At 63.3% G+C, this 18431-nt stretch carries 16 protein-coding genes; 7 read left to right on the forward strand and 9 right to left on the reverse strand.

What is annotated here, in order from left to right:
• Positions 1–36: 36 nt before the first annotated feature.
• The 5 genes from M0639_RS22070 to M0639_RS22090 all read right to left on the reverse strand — a co-directional run bounded on the left by M0639_RS22070 (position 37) and on the right by M0639_RS22090 (position 4834).
• Positions 37–1254, reverse strand: a complete 1218-nt coding sequence (locus M0639_RS22070; protein ID WP_030534943.1) for a sensor histidine kinase — start codon at positions 1252–1254, stop codon at positions 37–39.
• A complete protein-coding gene (locus tag M0639_RS22075; protein WP_064074074.1) occupies positions 1251–1637 on the reverse strand; it encodes an MmcQ/YjbR family DNA-binding protein in 387 nt (128 codons plus the stop codon). The genes M0639_RS22070 and M0639_RS22075 overlap by 4 nt, the downstream gene beginning before the upstream one ends.
• Positions 1638–1641: 4 nt before the next feature.
• Positions 1642–2859: a lipase family protein gene (locus M0639_RS22080; protein ID WP_064074002.1), complete on the reverse strand. Its 1218-nt coding sequence runs from the start codon at positions 2857–2859 to the stop codon at positions 1642–1644.
• Positions 2860–2874: 15 nt separating this feature from the next.
• Entirely contained in the window at positions 2875–4521 is a 1647-nt protein-coding gene (locus tag M0639_RS22085) for a Na+/H+ antiporter (RefSeq protein WP_064074001.1), read from the reverse strand.
• Positions 4522–4642: 121 nt separating this feature from the next.
• Positions 4643–4834 carry an antitoxin gene (locus M0639_RS22090; protein ID WP_003940164.1) on the reverse strand — a complete coding sequence of 64 codons (192 nt, stop codon included), beginning with the start codon at positions 4832–4834 and terminating at the stop codon, positions 4643–4645.
• A gap of 180 nt (positions 4835–5014) precedes the next feature.
• Between M0639_RS22090 and M0639_RS22095 the strand changes: the two genes are divergently transcribed.
• Complete coding sequence (locus tag M0639_RS22095) at positions 5015–6157, forward strand: GGDEF domain-containing protein (RefSeq protein ID WP_064074000.1); 1143 nt, start codon at positions 5015–5017, stop codon at positions 6155–6157.
• A 6-nt stretch (positions 6158–6163) separates the two neighbouring features.
• On the opposite strand, the gene M0639_RS22100 is transcribed toward M0639_RS22095, so the two are convergent.
• The 3 genes from M0639_RS22100 to M0639_RS22110 all read right to left on the reverse strand — a co-directional run bounded on the left by M0639_RS22100 (position 6164) and on the right by M0639_RS22110 (position 10654).
• Positions 6164–8668 (reverse strand): cation-translocating P-type ATPase, encoded by a 2505-nt coding sequence (locus tag M0639_RS22100; protein WP_003940410.1) that lies wholly within the window; start codon positions 8666–8668, stop codon positions 6164–6166.
• Between the two features lie 76 nt (positions 8669–8744).
• Positions 8745–9860, reverse strand: coding sequence for an MBL fold metallo-hydrolase (locus M0639_RS22105; protein WP_030534946.1), 1116 nt, complete (start codon positions 9858–9860; stop codon positions 8745–8747).
• Between the two features lie 62 nt (positions 9861–9922).
• A complete protein-coding gene (locus M0639_RS22110) occupies positions 9923–10654 on the reverse strand; it encodes an enoyl-CoA hydratase (protein ID WP_003940192.1) in 732 nt (243 codons plus the stop codon).
• Between the two features lie 112 nt (positions 10655–10766).
• On the opposite strand from M0639_RS22110, the gene M0639_RS22115 reads away from it, so the two are divergent.
• The gene (locus tag M0639_RS22115) at positions 10767–11870 is read left to right on the forward strand and encodes an NAD(P)-binding domain-containing protein (RefSeq protein ID WP_064073999.1); all 1104 of its coding nucleotides are present in this window, start codon (positions 10767–10769) and stop codon (positions 11868–11870) included.
• Positions 11867–13309, forward strand: coding sequence for a phospholipase D-like domain-containing protein (locus M0639_RS22120; protein ID WP_064073998.1), 1443 nt, complete (start codon positions 11867–11869; stop codon positions 13307–13309). Before M0639_RS22115 ends, M0639_RS22120 begins: the two co-directional genes overlap by 4 nt.
• 4 nt (positions 13310–13313) lie before the next feature.
• On the opposite strand, the gene M0639_RS22125 is transcribed toward M0639_RS22120, so the two are convergent.
• Positions 13314–13823, reverse strand: a complete 510-nt coding sequence (locus M0639_RS22125) for a DUF6630 family protein (protein ID WP_042451123.1) — start codon at positions 13821–13823, stop codon at positions 13314–13316.
• Positions 13824–14201: 378 nt separating this feature from the next.
• Between M0639_RS22125 and M0639_RS22130 the strand changes: the two genes are divergently transcribed.
• From M0639_RS22130 to M0639_RS22145, 4 genes are read left to right on the forward strand one after another with little or no spacing between them, the layout of a single operon-like run.
• Positions 14202–17048 carry a HAMP domain-containing sensor histidine kinase gene (locus M0639_RS22130; RefSeq protein WP_231915112.1) on the forward strand — a complete coding sequence of 949 codons (2847 nt, stop codon included), beginning with the start codon at positions 14202–14204 and terminating at the stop codon, positions 17046–17048.
• Complete coding sequence (locus tag M0639_RS22135) at positions 17045–17461, forward strand: roadblock/LC7 domain-containing protein (protein WP_003940329.1); 417 nt, start codon at positions 17045–17047, stop codon at positions 17459–17461. The genes M0639_RS22130 and M0639_RS22135 overlap by 4 nt, the downstream gene beginning before the upstream one ends.
• Positions 17462–17466: 5 nt before the next feature.
• On the forward strand, positions 17467–17841 hold the full coding sequence (locus M0639_RS22140; RefSeq protein ID WP_007727785.1) for a DUF742 domain-containing protein: 375 nt from the start codon (positions 17467–17469) through the stop codon (positions 17839–17841).
• Positions 17822–18409 carry a GTP-binding protein gene (locus M0639_RS22145; RefSeq protein WP_003940118.1) on the forward strand — a complete coding sequence of 196 codons (588 nt, stop codon included), beginning with the start codon at positions 17822–17824 and terminating at the stop codon, positions 18407–18409. Before M0639_RS22140 ends, M0639_RS22145 begins: the two co-directional genes overlap by 20 nt.
• The last annotated feature ends 22 nt before the right edge of the window (positions 18410–18431 follow it).

Below are 18431 nucleotides of genomic sequence, written 5' to 3' on the forward strand. Positions count from 1 at the left end.
CCACGACGGTTTCAGCCTGATCATCGAAGGCGAGAATCAGACGTGAATACCCTGCTTGAACTTGGGAACACGCATGCTGACCTTCGTACCGGCACCCGGCGCTGTCTCCACCACGAGTCCGTAGTCGTTGCCGAACGCGGCACGAAGTCTGTCGTCGACGTTGGCCAAACCGACGTGAGCAGCTTCTCGTGCGCTGGGTCGCCCCGATCCCGACTCGATGGCGTCGAGCGAACCGGAGCGCAGTAGTTCGGGGTCCATCCCCACACCGTCGTCCTCGACGCTGATGATGCAGTCCGGTCCCTCGTCCGCGGCCACGATGCTCACGGTCCCGCCCTCCGGCTTACTCGAAATGCCGTGACGAACCGCGTTCTCGACCAGCGGCTGGAGGGCAAGGAAAGGAAGAACCACGTTGAGCACTTCGGGTGCTATCTGAAGGCGGACGTTCAGAGCCTCCCCGAATCGCGCGCGTTCGAGGGTCAGGTAACGATCGATGTTGCGCAGCTCGTCGGCAAGCAGGGTGAACTCACCCGCAGATCGGAACGAGTACCGCGTGAAGTCCGCGAACTCGAGGATCAGTTCTCTGGCCCGCGCCGGATCGGTTCGAACAAACGATGCGACCGTGTTGAGCGCGTTGTAGATGAAATGAGGACTGATCTGTGCGCGCAGGGCACGCACTTCGGCTCGATCCAACAGGGCTCTGGACGCGTCGAGGTCGGCGAGTTCGATCTGACTGCAGGCATATCGTGCCACCTCGGTGACCGCTCCGAGCATTCCCGGCCACGGGTCCTCGCTGGTGACGATTCCCAGTACGCCGACCACGCCGATGTCCTCGATCAGCAGGGGCTGAGCGATCAGCGCTCGCACATGGTGATCGCTCGGTCCGCGCACCAGGTCCGAGTGCGTGACGAGTACCCGGCGTTCGCCTTCGATCGCACGAATGGCGGCGTCGTGGAATTGTTCGGACAACGCTTCGTGACGGCCGTCCCACGCCAACAGGTTTCCCGACGCGTCTGCCAGGCCCAGACCGGAGCCGCCGGTCAGCTCACGTAGGTGAGGCGCCGCCTCGGCGGCCGAATTCTCGTCGAGTCCACGCCGAAGTGGCCGCGCGGCAAGCGAAGCCGTATGGAGAGCGGCATGGACGGCACGTTCGGTGGGGGTGGTCACCTCACGTCTGGTGCGCATCCACACAGCCGTCAGCGCCCCGGCCACTGCGAGAATCAGCACGCTGAGAAGCGCGACCACGGCCGGACTCAACGCGAGTCCTCGTCCAGTTTCCGTATCAGTGTTTTCGGAGCCACCGTGCGGTACGCATCTTCGACGACGTCGGCTACGTCGTTCCAGAATTTCTCGTCCTCGGTCTCGTCGGCACTCGGAACGTCGAGGTACACGCCGATCCATCCCCGGCCACCCACGTACGGAGGGACGAAGAACCTCGACGGATCACGACTGACCCAATCTGCCTGCGCCCCAGGTGGGGCCGCGGCCCAGATCGCGACGCGATCGTCGTGGTGGTGATCTGCCATGGTGACGAACTGCGGCGCCTTGCGCACGAACCACGACGCTTCACCGTGGCTGACCCGCTCGGTCGCCTCCGGCAATGCCAGTGCAAGAGCGCGGATTCGTGCCGAGGCCTTCATCGATTCACGACCCGCAGGTGTTCGGTGCCGGAACACCTGCAAATCGATCCTTCACCCACGCGACAGCTCCCGGCACAGCGGCGCCGTCCGCATGACCTTCACCCGGTCGCGCCTGGAATTCGATGACGTCACCGCCGGCGCAGGCGCGTTCGACCGCCGCCTCGGTCCATTCCGGACGGATCAGGTTGTCATTGGTACCGACGACTACGTACATCGGACCGCTCGCGCGTTGACGGGGAAGAGCAACGTCGCTGAGCCACGCGTGAATTCGGTCCGCATCCTCGGCGGTAGCCGGCCGCGTGTCGGCGGGCGTCACCTTTCCGACCAGACCCAACTTCTCCGTCGCCCGAGAGGTCAGGCACGAGGTGAGCAGGTCGTAGTTCTGCTCGAATGCGCCGCGCACGTAGTCGGTTCGTTCGAGGTCCGGATGGGTGAGGGACAGCCCTTCGAGTACATAGGGCAGCAGCAGTTGCTGAGGCAGTGACAGATTCACCTCGGAATCACTCGAGATGATCGGCGAGATGTCCGCTGCCGGGGACAGGTTTGCTGCACCGACGAATTCGAGTCCGTCGCCGTAGGTGTCGGCTTCCTCGGCTGCCGCCCAGGATGCCTGCCCGCCTTGGGACAGCCCCAGAGTTGCCCAACGAGTCGAGGTGTCCGGAACGACGTTGCGCGCCGCTCGAACCGCGTCGATGACGTTGAACGCCGCGGTGTCCGGTTGCAGGTAAGGATGCGGGTCCGGAGTGCCGAGGCCCTCGAAGTCGGAGACAGCGACCACGTATCCCGAGTCGAGGAACGGCGCGACCAGGCCGATCGTGCCGAACAGGGTCGGCGAGGCCGACGGCGCGCAGTCGTCCGAAATACCCGTCGTGCCATGGCCGATGGAGACGATCGGCCAACCGCCCTCCGGCGGAGTTCCAGGCGGCGTGAACACCGTTCCCGACACCTGAGTCTCTCGGCCGTCGATACCGGAGGTGGAGCCGTACAGGATTTTCACCGCGCTTGCTCCGGACGCCGCCACTTCGGCTGTGCTGGTGAAGGGTTCACTGTCGAACACGACGCCACGTTGCGCACTGCTCTCGACCGACGGGGTTGTCGTGGTCGAGGTGTCGGTGACGGAGACATCCGGCGAGGCATCCGATCCGCAGCCGACGCTCACGAGAAGTGCGCTCGCCACCACGACTCCCCAGACTGCGCGAACCCGCGAACTCCGAACAGTCATACGCAGTGTTCCCCTCTATTTGCCTGCACCGCTACCTGCTCGGCGACGCCTGACACGTTCCTCTGCTGCGGCCTCTTCGATGTCGAGTCCTTCCAATACGGTACGCAATACCTCGTCGTCGAGATCTCCGTCGTCACGTGCGGCGATCAGCGCAACTCGTTGCGAGCGCAGTGACTGATGCCTGAACTTGTCGAACAGAGCTCCCGCATTCCACAAGGCGGCCTCGCGATCGGCGTCCTCGTCGACCTCCTGGAGTTGAAGCCTCGCCTGCATCGAGCGTCGTACGCGTTCGACGATCGCCTGCAGTTCCTTCCCGTCGATCCCCGGCGGAGGGTGCGCGGCCGCGTCTGCCAACGCCTTCTCTCCCGCCTTGCGAGAAATGTTGCGGGCCAACTCCATCTGTTCCTGCGTGCGCAACTGCTCGTAAGGATCCGCGACGTCGAGGCGACGGATCATGAACGGCAAGGTAGATCCCTGGATGAGCAATGTCCCGACCGCGACGATGAATGCGATCGCCTGGATGACGCCGCGTCCGGGGAACGGCTCGCCGGACGAGAGTGCAAACGGGATACCGCCGGCCGCAGCAAGAGTGACGACGCCGCGCATTCCCGCCCACGAGACCACCAGATTCTGTTTCCACGTCAGTTGATTCTCGCGCTCACGGCGCAGGGTTACACCGAATCGCACACGCGAGTAGCTCAGGAACAGCCACACCGGCCGAATCACGATGACAACGGCCAGGACTGCGAGACCGTACGCGAACACGTGAAGCACCGGAAGTCCGTCGGCGACAACATCGTCGATCACGAAGCTCAGTTGCAGCCCCATGTACGCGAAGACGAACATCTCGAGGAGCGTGTCCAGGCTCGACCACACCGAGCGCTCCTGCAGCCTGGTCATGATCGACGCGTCCGTCGAATAGTGCCCGATCACCAGACCAGCGACCACGACGGCCAGAACACCGGACGCGTGTAGTTCTTCAGCGGCCAGGTAGGCAGCGAACGGAAGCACCAACCCCAAGCCGGTTTCCAGTGGAGAGTCGTACATGCGGGCACGAACGAACTTGACGACAAACGCGAGCACCAAGCCGACGACAACGCCGCCGATCACTTCGTACGCGAAGAACAACAGGGGCGAATCGGTGGCAATTCGCGTTCCGGTCACTGCTGCGACGGCGACGGTGAAGAGCGTGAGCGCGGTGGCGTCGTTGACGAGCCCCTCGCCCGTCAGGATGGCGATCACCCGTTTCGGGAGCCCGAGCTTCTGACCGACCGCCACCGCGCTGACGGCGTCGGTCGGCGCGATCACGGCCCCGAGCACCAGGGCGGCGCCGATCGTGAACTCGGGCACCATCCATTCGGAGAAGAAGGCAACCACGAACGCCGTCACCAACACCATTCCGACGCCGAGGCGCAAGATCGGGGCCAAGTTGCGTTTGAAGGTCGCCACCGAGAATTTCAGAGCGGCCGAGTAGAGAAGCGGCGGCAGGACCACACCGAGAATGACGTGGGGATCGAGTTCCGGCCGCGGCATACCGGGTATGAAGGATGCGACCGAACCTACCGTCACCAAAACCAGCGGAGCCTGCAGGTTTCGTCGATTGGACAGCCCGGTGACTGCGATGGCGGCAATGACGACCAGCAGAATCCAGGTGAAGTTCACGCGTTCATTCTGCCCGCCGACCCTGGGAGTTCACCCAGCGGACGCACAGAAGCCCGCAACCTTTTCGGTGACGGGCCCCTGAGCAACGGTGCTACCGAAAAACGGTATGCCGAATCCGGTATTACTGCTTTTCGGGAACAGCCTTCTTGGCGGCCTCAGCTGCCTTGTCGATCTGATCGCCGTACTTGTTGCCGGTCTTGTCGTCGGCGATGTCGGCGACCTTGTCGATAGCGTCGTGAACCTTGTCGGAGTTCTCCGCTGCGAGCTCCTGGCCCTTTTCGACCAATCCCTTGACGTTGTCCAAGAAACCCATGTCCGTGTCCTCTCCCGGTGCTGACGCACATCCTTCGGCGGAATCGTTCCTCCGCGCCCTTCGATTCTCACAGGTCGACGGCCTCTGCGCCAGAAAGCAGGTCCGTGCGTTCGAGCCGTGCGCAACTCGAGGTAGCGTTAACCCGCCAATAGCTGATTGACCACCCATCGACATCGACAGGTGCCCGGTTTGAATGCAGGACTGCGCGGGACGGGGAGCGACCCCTACCCCACGCGTGAACTGCTGTCCCGGTGGTGGTCGGATCGCACCGATTACACCTGGCTCCCCCGATTCCTCGACACTCGCGGGCTGACCGTTCCCGGACGCAAATTAGTCGCGGTGTGGTGTTTTCTCTTCGCCCTGATCGCGGCGACCATGCAGTTGAGCCGCTTCGGTTCCGACACCGCCCTGGCGCGGTCGATCTTCGCCCTCGGAACTATCAGTGGCGCCTATGCGGGCTACCGCTGGGCGCGTAATGAATCGTGGCCAACTTGGCGACAATCCGTGGCCTTTGTCGTCTGGGCCGACCTGTGGCTCGCCGTCACTCTCTTCTTCGCCGTGCGCACCGCTTTCGTCGGAACCATCGGCTGCATCTTGTTCATCATGATCGGCTTCTATGCGGCGATAGTTCACAGCCCTCGCGTTGCCATCAGCCACATCGGTTGGGCTCTTGCTGTCTGCACGACGCTCGCTGCCATGGCGATGTCCGAGCCGGTCAACGACGACTGGGTGGTCGTGAATCTCTATCTGATGGTTGCCGGTGTGGTTTTCTCCACCGCATGGATTCTGCAGATCGTCTGGCTGCGCCTGACCGACGACGCACGCAACGCCCACCGGGACTACCTCACCGCGACACTCAATCGCCGCGGACTCCAGGACGAGGCACAGCATCTGCTGCGCAGTGATCGAACGCAGGCTCTGATCGCACTACTCATCGACGTCGACTCGTTCAAAAACCTCAACGACACACACGGCCACGTCGCGGGCGACGACGCGTTGACCGCTGTCGCCGACCGCCTCCTCGCTGCCGCCGGACCCGATGCGGTGGTGGCTCGAATCGGTGGAGACGAGTTCGTCGTCCTGCGCGGAGTCGATCGAGGAGATATCGAGCAGGTCGCCACCGAGATACATTCGGCGGTCTCGTCCGACTCCGATCCCTATCCTGTGTCCGCCAGTACCGGCGTCAGCGTCTATCTGAGTCCCGAGACGGACTTACCGGATCGAGCTGTAAACGAACTGATCGAGCACGCAGACAATGCGATGTACCGAGCCAAGAAGCGCGGCGGCGATCGCATTGCCTGGGTGCAGATGTTCAGGCGCTGAAACTACTCACTCACTGTGGGCATGGTGATGCTCGCCGGGCAGGTCGTCGGGTGTCGCGAACATCTTTCGTTTCTCCCCGTGCAGGCGTGCGCTGATCCACCACGAGAGTTCCACGAGTACAACGCCGATCGCGCCGAGGGTGATCGCGAGCGTCGTCGCAGCGACGTTGCTCGGATCCAGTTTGAAGAACTCGCGGGTGAACGGCAGCGCGAACAGGATGAGGTATCCGGCCACCGATCCGCCGATCAGAACGAGCTTCCACCAGACGTACGGCCGAGCCACGACGGCCAGAACCCACACGGCGATCATGATCAACGTGATGAGCGCACTGGTTCCGGCCTGGATCTTCTGGGTTTCCGTCTGGTCCGGGCCTTGGTAAGCCAATACGTAGGAGATGAACGTGGTGATGCCGATGATCAGGCCCGACGGCAACGCCAGACGCATCACGCGCGAGACGAAACCGGTTCGCGCGCGCTCGTTGTTGGGTGCCAGAGACAAGATGAAGGCCGGGATACCGATCGTGAACCACGCTGCGATCGTGACGTGGCGGGGCAGGAACGGGTACGGCAGCGGTTCGAAGTCGAAGACCTGGGACAGGACGCCGGTGATGCCGATCAGGAACGCAAGCACCACCGAGTAGACGGTCTTGGTCAGGAACAGATTCGACACACGCTCGATGTTGCCGATCACTCGGCGGCCTTCCGCGACGACGTACGGGAGCGTCGCGAACTTGTTGTCCAGCAGCACGATCTGGGCCACGGCTCGGGTAGCCGGGCTGCCCGACCCCATCGAGACTCCGATGTCGGCGTCCTTGAGTGCGAGCACGTCGTTGACGCCGTCACCGGTCATCGCGACGGTATGTCCGCGAGACTGCAAGGCCGCGACCATTTCCCGCTTCTGATCCGGTCGCACTCGACCGAACGTCGTTGCTCCGTCGAGAGTGTCCGCCAGCTTTTCCTGATCGCTGGGCAGCTCTCGCGCGTCGATGGGGCGGTCGCCGCCTTCGAGTCCGAGGGATCCGGCAACGGCGCCGACGGAAACCGCGTTGTCGCCGGAAATGACCTTGACCGCGACCTTCTGGCTGGCGAAGTACTCCAACGTCTCCTGGGCGTCCGGGCGCACTTTCTGCTCGAGCACGACCAGAGCTTCGGGGGTGACGGTGCCAGGGGCGTCGGCGTCGTCGACGGGGAGGTCGCTGCTGCCGAGCATGAGGACACGAAGTCCGCTCGAACCCACTTCCTCGGCCTTGCGGGCCATTTCCGAGTCGGGATCGAGCAGCACGTCCGGGGCACCGAGTACCCAGTTGCCGTGACTGCCGTACGACTGGCCGCTCCACTTCTTCGCCGAGGAGAACGGCGCCACCGCTGTCGCTTCGCCCCACCCGGAGTCGTCGGAGAGAGACTCGCGAATCGCCAGGACACTCGCGTTGGGGCGAGGGTCGGACGCGGCCATCGCGCTCAACGCGGACTTGACCGCAGTCTCCCCCGATCCACCCGGTGCGACGTCGACCTCGGACAGCCGCATACCGTTCTCGGTCAGCGTTCCGGTCTTGTCCGCGCACACCACGTCGACACGAGCCAGACCCTCGATCGCCGGCAACTCCTGAACGAGGCACTGGCGCTTGCCCAACCGGATCACACCGACCGCAAATGCAATGGACGTCATGAGCACAAGGCCTTCGGGAACCATCGGAACCAGAGCTGCCACCATGCCGTTGAGTGCCGGTCGGATCGGCAGGCCGATCGTGAAGAGCTGATTGAAGATGATCAGCGCACCCGCCGGAATCATCAGGTAGGTGATGAACTTCAGGATCTTGTCGATGCCGCTACGCAGTTCGGAATGCACGAGGGTGAACTTGCTCGCCTCTTCGGCCAGCTTGGCCGCGTATGCATCGCCGCCGACCTTGGTGGCGCGGTATGCACCGCTGCCCGCGGCAACAAAACTGCCCGACAACACTTGCTGGCCACTCGCCTTGTGAACCGGATCGGCCTCACCGGTGAGCAGCGATTCGTCGACCTCGAGTGCAGCCGAACTGACCACCTCACCGTCGACTACTATCTGGTCACCGGATCCGAGTTCGATAATGTCGTCGAGCACAACATCTTTGGGCGCCATCGCCACGGCGACGCCGTCACGCCTGACCATGGGCTTGGCCTGACTCACGATGGCCAGAGCGTCGAGCGTGCGCTTGGCGCGGATCTCCTGGATGATGCCGATACCGCTGTTCGCGATGATCAGCAGTCCGAACATGCCGTCGATGATCGAACCCGTCGCGAGCACGATCACCAACAACACGGTCAGGATCGCGTTGATGCGAGTGAAGACGTTGCCGCGAATGATGTCCTTGACCGAGCGGGACGCCCGGTCCGGTACATCGTTGGTTTGTCCCGACGCGATCCGGGCCGCAACCTGATCGGCGGTCAGACCGCGGGCGACGTCGACGTCGTCCGGCAATCGCTCAGGCGCTACCGCCACTGCTGTCTCTTCTGAACTGGTGTGCTCGTGAGCCATGGTCAAAGATTACGCACCCGGAGCAACTAATCAGGGTGCGACTCGACAGGCAACCACGTCCGCGACACTTCGCCGCTCAGCCCAGCGGTATCCACCACTTCGACGGCGGTGTCGGTGACAACGCGTCGATCCTGCCGCCCGGCATCGGGACCGACACTGTTGTGCCCGCATCTGCAGCCGACTCGTCGAGGCGAATGATCGGCTCCGACCACGAGTGAAACGCGAGGTTGAACGTCGCCCAGTGAATCGGGACGAAGACACCGCGCGACCCGTCGCCCTTGTTGAGGTCGATGTGCGTCTGCACTGCCTCTTCCGGATTCATGTGGATGTCCGGCCAGCGCACGTCGTACGCACCGACGGGGAGAAGCGTCAGATCGAAAGGCCCATAGGTTTCACCCAGCTGTTCGAAACGTGATGTGTATCCGCTGTCACCTCCGAAGAAGACCCGGTGCTTCGGCCCGGCGAATACCCACGACGCCCACTGGGTCGTGTTCCGGACAAGGCCACGACCGGAGAAGTGACGAGCCTCCGTGCACGTGAGGACCAGGTCGCCGATCTTGGTCGACTCGTCCCAGTCCAGTTCCACGATCCGGTTCTCGGGCACCTTCCAGTGCCGCAGGTGCGCACCGATACCGATCGGCACGACGAACGGAGCGGTCTGTGTACGAGTCAGGGTCTTGACCGTAGCCATGTCGAGATGGTCGTAGTGATCGTGAGAGATGACTATCGCATCCACTGCAGGCAGTTCGGTCAAAGCCACCGGAGTGGGGTGCATGCGTGCGGGACCTACTGTGGCCGAGGGTGATACGCGTTCACTCCACACCGGATCGGCGAGAACGCGGTAGCCGTCGACCTCGACGAGAACGCTCGAATGGCCGTACCACGTCACCGCCGCGTCGCCGGCTGCCGCCGGTGCCAGCGGAGTGGCCAACGGAATCGGCTGACGCGGCCGACCCGTCGACCCTCGCGTGGCCATCGACTTGAACATTCCGACATCGGTGCCCGGAACCAGTGTGCTGCTGGGCTCCGAGTTGTGGAACTGGCGGTCCCGGTATCGCGGGGACATCGCCGCATACGGTTGCACCGTGTTTCGCGAGGCCCCGATCTGCGTCGGGATGCCCCATGCGGCTCGCGCCACCCACCCCGTCGCCGCGGCAACCGCAGCAACTCCGAGAACCGTCGTCTTCTTCATTCAGACGAGCGTAGCCACTATCTGCCCTGCGTGCCCGGCGCCTGTTTTCCCTGCAACCAGCTTTACTTACCCTTGAATACGGGAGGGCGGTTCTCGATGCGGGCAGCGCGGGCTTCCTGGACGTCCTCGCTGAGCCAGGCGGCGTGAAGCGCGTCGAGCTGCTCGGGAGACTGCTCCTCCATGGTGCCGTCGTCGTTGAGAACCATCTTCATGTGCCGCAACGACAGCGGTGCGAGATTTGCAATGCGGTGTGCCCATTCCTGAGCGTCGTCGAGGGTTCCAATTTTGTTGGCGAGGCCGCGAGTGAAGGCTTCTTCGGCGCCGATCTGTTCGATGCCGAGCAAAATGGTGCGCGCGGGACCGCCGCCGACCAGCGACGCGAGCCGACGCATCGTCCACTTGTCCACCGAGACACCGAGGGTGGCGGCCGGGATTCCGAAGCGAGCGCTCGGCGCTACGACGCGAAGATCCGACGCGATGGCCAGTTGCGTGCCCGCGCCTATAGCCGGACCGTTGACGGCAGCGATGACGGGGATGGGCGCCGTGTCGATAGAGCGAAGCATCTCGAACAGGCGATCGGTGAAGCCCTCCATATAGACGTCGCCGGAGAGGTCCGCGCCTGCACAGAACGCCGATCCCTCACCGGTGATGACGACGACGTGCGCGTGCTCGGCTACCGCCGCGTTCATCGCGTCCCGTATTGCGATGCAGAGTTCCGCGCTGAGCGCATTACGACGCTCGTGACGCTGCAACTCGATGGTCACGACGTTGCCGTCACGGGAGAACCCGATCATGTCCGCTCACTTTCGTTCCTGGAAGGCTCGACACAGGGATGTTCCGAGGCGCCGATACCGTCCGCATACTTCTCTGCAGCTAAGTTCTGTACATCAGGAGGTTAGATTACCGATGAGTACAGACGACCTTGCCGCACAGCAACCACACCCGGTTGACGTGGTGGTGATCGGCGCCGGACAGGCCGGACTCTCCGCCGCGTACTACCTGCGCAAGTTCGGAATCGAACCCGAATCGGGGTTCGTGGTGCTCGATCATGCGTCGGGGCCGGGCGGGGCGTGGCAGTTCCGTTGGCCGAGCCTGACACTGAGCACCGTCAACGGCGTCCATGACCTCCCGGGAATGTCCTTCGCGGAAACCACCGGTACAGACGCCGAACAGGTGCTTGCATCGGTGGCGGTCCCCCACTACTTCGAACTGTACGAAAAGCAATTCGAACTTCCCGTCCACCGCCCGGTACACACGCGAGTGGTGTGTCCGAGGGAAGAGCGCCTGCGGATCGAGACCGACCAGGGAGTATTCGCGGCGCGAGGCTTGATCAACGCGACGGGGACCTGGGAGCGGCCCTTCATCCCCCACTATCGCGGGGCCGAGTCGTTCCGTGGCCGACAACTGCACACGACGGACTATCGAACCGCTGCCGAGTTCGAAGGCAAACATGTCGTCGTGGTCGGCGGCGGGATCTCGGCCGTCCAACTGCTCGACGAGATCTCACGCGTCACGACCACTACCTGGGTGACGCGGCGCGAACCCGAGTTCCGCGACGAGCCGTTCACGCCGGACATCGGCCGCGCTGCGGTTGCCATGGTCGAAGATCGTGTACGACGCGGCCTGCCACCGGGATCCGTTGTCTCGGTGACCGGCCTCCCGGTAACGCCTGCCATCCGGGCAGCACGTGAGCGTGGTGTGATGAATCGACTGCCGATGTTCTCCGAAATTCTTCCGAACGGCGTGAAATGGGCCGACGGTACCGTCGCCGACGCCGATGTCATCTTGTGGTGCACCGGTTTTCGTAGCTCACTCGATCACCTGGCGCCGTTGCACCTGCGCGGACCGGGTGGCGGAATCCCGATGACCGGGCGCCTCGCCACGCAGGTCGAAGCCGACCCTCGCGTGCACCTGGTGGGATACGGACCGTCGTCGTCGACGATCGGAGCCAACCGCGCCGGCCAAGCGGCAGCGCGCGAACTGACCGCGTACCTGGGAATCGGCGAATGAACAGAATCCTTGTTCCGGGCGAAACCTGCTGGCGCATCGAACCGGCGGACAATCTTGCCTGCATCGTCGACGCCGCTGACTACTTTCATCATGCGAAGTCCGCAATGCTGCAAGCTGAAAAGCGAATCATGTTGATCGGCTGGGACTTCGACACGCGCATCAAACTCGAACCAGGCGAGCAGACTCTCGACGGCCCCAACCGGTTGGGAATGTTCCTCCGCTGGCTCGTCCGCGAGATACCCGACCTCGAAATCCTCGTACTCAAATGGAACATCGGCGCGTTCACCGCAATCGGCCGCGGCATGACTCCCGTCTTCGTGTCCAACTGGCTGACCGACGAGCGCCTACGGTTCGAGATCGACGGCGCCCACCCGGTTGGTGCGGCGCACCATCAGAAAATCATCGTCATCGACGACGCTCTGGCGTTCTGCGGCGGCATCGACATGACTGTGGACCGCTGGGACACCTCGGATCACGTCGACCGAAACAATTATCGAATCACGCCGAGCGGAAGGCGTTACGGCCCTTGGCATGACGCAACCACGGCGGTCGACGGCAATGCGGCTGCGGCCATCGGCGAATTGGCGCGGGCACGCTGGAAATCCGCAACCGGCGAGGATCTGACACCGGTCAAGAGCACTGCGACTCCGTGGCCCGTCAATTTGGCTCCCACCTTGCGGGTGGTCGACGTAGCCGTCGCCAGAACATTGCCGGAGCTCGGCGAACGCACGGAGGTGCGTGAGATCGAGGCGCTGTATCTCGCGGCCATCGCCGGGGCCGAGCACACGCTGTACATCGAAAGCCAGTACCTCGCCTCACGCACTCTGGCCGAGGCGATTGCCGCGCGCCTGCGTGAGGACGACGGACCGGAGATCGTTCTGGTCATTCCGCGCAACGCCGACGGTTGGCTGGAACAAAAGGCGATGGACGGGGCGCGCCACGACCTGTTGCATCTGCTGTGGTCCGCCGATATCCACGACCGGTTCGGGGCGTTTTATCCCGTGACCTCTTCTGGCGCACCTATTTACGTCCACGCCAAGGTTCTCGTGATGGACGATCGCCTCCTGCGAATCGGGTCGTCGAATCTCAACAACCGTTCGATGGGCTTCGACACCGAGTGCGACATCGCCGTCGAATCCGACGACGACGCAGATGTCGAGTTGCGCGCCTCGATCATCGGATTGAGGCGCCGCCTACTCAGCGAGCACCTCGACGTCACCGAGGAAGAAGTCGACGACGCGTTGGGCGAGCAGTCACTGTTGTCGACGGTTCGCGCTCTCGCGACCTCCGACGCTCGCAGTCTGCGCGAATTCGACCGGAACACAGTCGACGGCGAAGACCACGTGCTCGCTGAAAATGCACTGATGGATCCCGAGCGCACGCCACCCAGACTGAGCGATCGAATCGAAGGATTGCGCCGCCTGCTCGGCAAACGCTGAGACTCTAGAACACGCGCACGCAGTGCCCGGTTGCCAGCGCGAGTTCGACGAGCGTTGCACCGTGAACACTCGGGACGAGCGCGAGGAGAAACGTATCGCTGTCGCTGTCGAGCCAGGCAAGTGAAACGCCCGTATCGGTGATGTTGTCGACGATACGGGCGAGAAGCGATTCGAGTCCGGCAGCTCGATCGAAGCCCATGGCAAGACTGTCCGCCCACTCCCACGATCCTGCCGGCGCCGACGTGAGCACTCGCAGCTGACCCAGAACCTCGGCAGCGCCCTCGTTCCAATCCACCCAGACCAGGCGTTCTTGTTCGTGCAATGCGTCGACGAGAGCAAACCACGCCATTTCCGGGTGTGGCTTCTCGAGCGTCTGTGAGTACAACTCGTTCTGCACTTCGACATACCGTTCCGGTTGGTCGATCGCGAGAGTCACACGATCGATGACAACAGCGCTGTCAGGGGCGAGCAGTTCGGCGATCGCGCGCAACGCGTCGCGAGCAGTTCCACTCACTATGGCTCCAAGTTCAATTCGGTCATCGGTGCGGTTTCCACATTCTGACATGCGTGTGCGCCTCGTTCGGACGTGTCCTCGATGTCGGGACACGAGCCAGATGCTTGCCGTGAGTTCCACGAATTCCCGGGCAGCACCGCTCGCCGAGCTACCAAATTGGACTTTCCGGCTATCCCATTCGCCGCACTTGTCCGTTTACCCTTTCACCTGGCCTTACAATCCGGATATAGTCATCGGCGATCCAAGAAGCCAACTGGGATGTAGCGAGCCAGCGAACAGTCTGTTACCGTTCAGCTAACTACCCCTTCTGGTCAAACCGGATCGAAGGGGTTCGGGCAATGACCCACGGGGGGTTGACGTGAAGGGGCCATGTTCCGCATGAAACACGATTCACACACGACAACCTCTTGGTGGTCGATCGGCGAATGGCGCCTGGGATGGAAGGTCATCGCCGTTCTCGCATTGCCGATGATCGTCGCCGTCGTCCTCGGAGCCCTTCGCGTTCAGACGGAACTCGAAGAAGCCGCACAGCTGAGTTCCTCGTCCGAGCGCGCCCTCGCTGTGCCCGCCGCGATCAATCTCGAATCCGCGCTGTACGAGCTCGCCGAAGCCGCATCGGCACGCGCTGACACCGGCCCCGCCACACAAGCGGTTTCGGACGCAATGGATCAACTGGTCGACGCCGCGCGCGCGTTCCAGTCCGACGACGATCTCAACGACCAAGTGACTTCGGCGCTCGCAGAGAGCCGTTCCATCACGGAGGAGGTCGCCGCCGGCGCGGTGGCTCCCGCACGCTTGGTTTCGCGGGTCGGCGAAGTCTCTCGCGCACTCTCGAGCACCTTCACCAGCGTCGTCGAGCATTCTCAGCGTCCGGCGCTGCGCGAAGAGGGTGGCCGACTCTCAGCACTCTGGGATGCGCGACGAGCACTGGCCGAACAACGAATCCTCTTCGGCTCAGGTGATCCGGACCAGCAGGCTCGTACCTCGATGGTCAGTGCCGCCGGTGCCGAACTGGTCGCTCTGAACAACATTCTCGCCATCGACGGGAGCAACGACACCGTCCGGACCCTCAGCAACTCCGCTCAGAACCGGATCAACGCACTCGGATCAACCCCGTCGACCTCTCCTCTGGGGAGCCGCGTCGGTACCGATCTGAAATCCGGAAACGACCAGTACAAAAGCCTGACCGACACCACCGTCACCGAGTTCGGCGATACCGTCACCGCTGAATCCAATGCAGCACGAACCGCAGCACTTCGTGACACTGCAATCGTGCTCGGCGCGGTCCTGCTGGCACTGGCCATCGCCCTCGTCATCAGCCGATCGCTCATCGATCCGATCCGTCGGCTGCGATTTGCCGCATTGCAAGCAGCACGACGCGGACTCCCCGACGCGATCGAACGAATTCGCGCAGGTGCCAGTATCGACGACGTCGACTTCGCCCGTGTACCGATCCGCACCCACGAGGAAATCGGCGAGCTTGCACGCGCGGTGGACGACATGCACGGTCAGGCCATCACGCTGGCCGGCGAGCAGGCCACCCTGCGGCGCCAGGTCAACGACATGTTCGAAACGCTGTCGAGGCGTAACAAGTCCCTCGTCGACCAGCAACTCGGTTTGATCGAACAGTTGGAGCAGGACGAAGACGACCCTCGTCGCCTCGAGAATCTGTTCCGGCTCGACCACATCGCCGCGAGAATGCGTAGAAACGGCGACAACTTGTTGGTTCTCGCCGGAACCGATGTACGCCGCGCCAGAACCGCCCCCGTCGCTCTCGGCGATATCCTTCGTGCGGCGGTATCAGGCGTCGAGGAATATCGACGCGTCGAACTCGGGCAGATACCGCCCGGAGTCGTCACCGGTCATGCTGCCCCGGACGTCGTTCACCTCATCGCTGAACTGCTCGACAATTCTCTGCGGTACTCCCCGCCGGAGACCACCGTCTCCATCAACGCTGCCCGCACCATCGACGGCTCCATGATCGTCGAGATCGCAGATCTCGGTATCGGCATGTCGCCTGCCGATATCCTCGATGCCAACGAGCGCCTCGCCGCCGGCGGCGAGATGAGCGCGGATACAGCGCGTCGCATGGGTTTGTTCGTCGTGAGCCGAATCAGTCGTCGCTACAACATCTCTGTGCGCCTGCGCCCGACGGCAACGTCGTCGACGCACAGCGGCATCACCGCAACGGTGCTCCTACCGACGTCGATACTCGATTCTTCTCGGGGACCCGAGATCCGCACGCCGCGAACCGGACCCGTGCCCACGCTCGATCGGACTCCGCCGCCCGCACCGTCTGAACCGTCCTGGTCAAAGCCCGTCCCGACCGAATTGGCACCCTCGCAGCCTGCGACCAGAAGTTTCGCAGATCTCCCGCGTCGAACGCCCAGCAACAGCACCGACCGGACTGAGACGTTCGCCCCGATCACACCGCAATCCATTCCCACGACAACAGCGCCTTCGGGGTTGCCACGTCGCACTCCGGGCACAAGTGGAGTACCGGCGGTCAGTACCTCGACTCCGACCACTGCTGCACCCGCCACCTCCGTGTCGTCCTTCGCTCCTCTGCCCGATCCCGAAGGCACAAGCGCATCGACGTCCCTTCCCGTGCGTACCCCTTCGCCGGAATTCACCTCGCCGGCACAGGGTCCCGAGATCCCGGTGGGTCCACACCCGTCGACAACCCCGCCGCCACGGCACCGGCTCTCAGCCCCGACGCCGACAAATACTGCGGCGTTCTTCTCCTCGCGCACCCGTGACGGGCTCTCTGCTCGCGCATCGGCGCGCGCTGACGGCGCGGGAGAGGGCAACTCGAACGGCGTACTCGCTGCCCCGACCACGATGCCGATTTTCGCCCGGATGGTGTCCGAGTGGCTCGTGGACCCGACGGCGGAGACTTCAGCTGCTTCCACCGGCAGTGCTTGGACCACCGACGCGGATCAAGGCTGGCTGGCCGCTCGGACCTCGTTCGAGATGCCGGTCACCAAGATCGCCGATTCCGGACTTCCCATTCGAGACCGCGGAGCCCGCCTGGTTCCCGGTGCCGTCGGGAGAGGCGGAACGACACAGCGCCATGCATCCAATCCGGCGGACGTCCAACGTGGTTGGAGCAGTTACCAATCCGGCGTACAACGAGGGCGTCGGCGCGCCGCCGACCATGAGCCCGATGGCGGACAGTCTTTCGAATCGTCCACGATGTTGCACAACGATGAAGGAGAACAGTGAACACTGTCGGAGCCCAAGAGACTCCCCGCGCACTCGACTGGCTGGTATCGGCTTTTGCCCGAGACGTGCCGGGTGTGAGTCACGCGATCATCGTCTCAGCCGACGGGTTGTTGACGGCCTCGAGCACACATCTTCCGCTCGATCGGGCCGATCAATTAGCCGCTGTCACTTCCGGACTCGCCAGCCTGTCCGCGGGGGCGTCACGCCTCTTCGACGGTGGAGCCGTCATGCAGTCCGTCGTCGAGATGGAGAACGGCTACCTGCTTCTCATGGGCGTCGGTAGTGGCGCTTACCTTGCCGCTCTCGCTGTCGCCGGATGCGACATCGGCCAGATCGGTTACGAAATGGCGACTCTCGTCGATCGCGTCGGCACCACCATGGACATTGCCCCGAGAACATCGCAGGGTATTTGAGTTCGATGCCTCACCATCAATCCGAGTACGACGACGCCGAACCGAGCTTGGTCCGGCCGTACGCGCTCACCGAAGGTCGGACCCTGCCGTCCATCGACCTCCCACTCGAAGCGATCATCGCGACGATCGAAGACGCGGTCTCGAACAATCTTGCACCGCAGGATATTCGTGCATCGATCGTCGCACTCTGCGAGCAGCGGATCTCGGTTGCCGAGATCGCTGCCCACCTGGGTGTTCCGATCGGAGTCGTGCGGGTACTGGTCGCCGACCTCGTAGTAGCCGGATCACTGGAAATACATGCCACTCTGCGAAGCGACGCATCTCGAGTCGAGCGACGCGAACTGATCGAAAGGACCCTCAGTGGACTTCGGGCACTCTGACTCATCGTCTCGCGTGAAATCGACAAAAATCGTGATCGCCGGGGGTTTCGGTGTTGGCAAGACAACACTTGTGGGGACCGTCTCCGAAATCGTCCCCCTTCGCACGGAGGCCATGGTCACCGACGCCAGCGACGGTATCGACAATCTCGGATCCACTCCCGACAAGAGCACCACGACGGTCGCGATGGACTTCGGGCGCATCACTCTCGCCGACGACCTGGTCCTCTATCTGTTCGGAACCCCGGGACAGCGACGCTTCTGGTTCATGTGGGACGACCTGATCACCGGTGCGATCGGTGCGGTCATTCTGGTCGACACGCGTCGCCTGGAAGACAGCTTCGCCGCAGTCGACTTCTTCGAGGCGCGAGGCCTCCCGTTCATCGTGGCGGTCAACCGTTTCGACGGCGCGCCAATCCATTCGGCGAGCGATCTCCGCCAGGCGTTGGCTCTACCCAACCGGGTTCCCATGATCGAGATCGACGCCCGAAACCGCGAATCAGCCAAACGCGCGCTGATCGCCGTCACCGAATACTCCCTCGAACGACTTGCAGCTGAAGCAGTCGTCTAGATGAATCACCAGATGCGAATCG

The sequence above is a fragment of the Rhodococcus qingshengii JCM 15477 genome (genome assembly GCF_023221595.1).
Classification (GTDB): Bacteria; Actinomycetota; Actinomycetes; order Mycobacteriales; family Mycobacteriaceae; genus Rhodococcus_F; species Rhodococcus_F qingshengii.

Excerpts from the sequence above, each read along its gene's own strand:
- M0639_RS22075 (WP_064074074.1), bottom strand. The coding sequence starts at position 1,637 with ATGAAGGCCTCGGCACGAATCCGCGCTCTTGCACTGGCATTGCCGGAG.
- M0639_RS22080 (WP_064074002.1), bottom strand. The coding sequence starts at position 2,859 with ATGACTGTTCGGAGTTCGCGGGTTCGCGCAGTCTGGGGAGTCGTGGTG.
- M0639_RS22090 (WP_003940164.1), bottom strand. The coding sequence starts at position 4,834 with ATGGGTTTCTTGGACAACGTCAAGGGATTGGTCGAAAAGGGCCAGGAG.
- M0639_RS22100 (WP_003940410.1), bottom strand. The coding sequence starts at position 8,668 with ATGGCTCACGAGCACACCAGTTCAGAAGAGACAGCAGTGGCGGTAGCG.
- M0639_RS22105 (WP_030534946.1), bottom strand. The coding sequence starts at position 9,860 with ATGAAGAAGACGACGGTTCTCGGAGTTGCTGCGGTTGCCGCGGCGACG.
- M0639_RS22110 (WP_003940192.1), bottom strand. The coding sequence starts at position 10,654 with ATGATCGGGTTCTCCCGTGACGGCAACGTCGTGACCATCGAGTTGCAG.
- M0639_RS22115 (WP_064073999.1), top strand. The coding sequence starts at position 10,767 with ATGAGTACAGACGACCTTGCCGCACAGCAACCACACCCGGTTGACGTG.
- M0639_RS22120 (WP_064073998.1), top strand. The coding sequence starts at position 11,867 with ATGAACAGAATCCTTGTTCCGGGCGAAACCTGCTGGCGCATCGAACCG.
- M0639_RS22130 (WP_231915112.1), top strand. The coding sequence starts at position 14,202 with ATGAAACACGATTCACACACGACAACCTCTTGGTGGTCGATCGGCGAA.
- M0639_RS22140 (WP_007727785.1), top strand. The coding sequence starts at position 17,467 with ATGCCTCACCATCAATCCGAGTACGACGACGCCGAACCGAGCTTGGTC.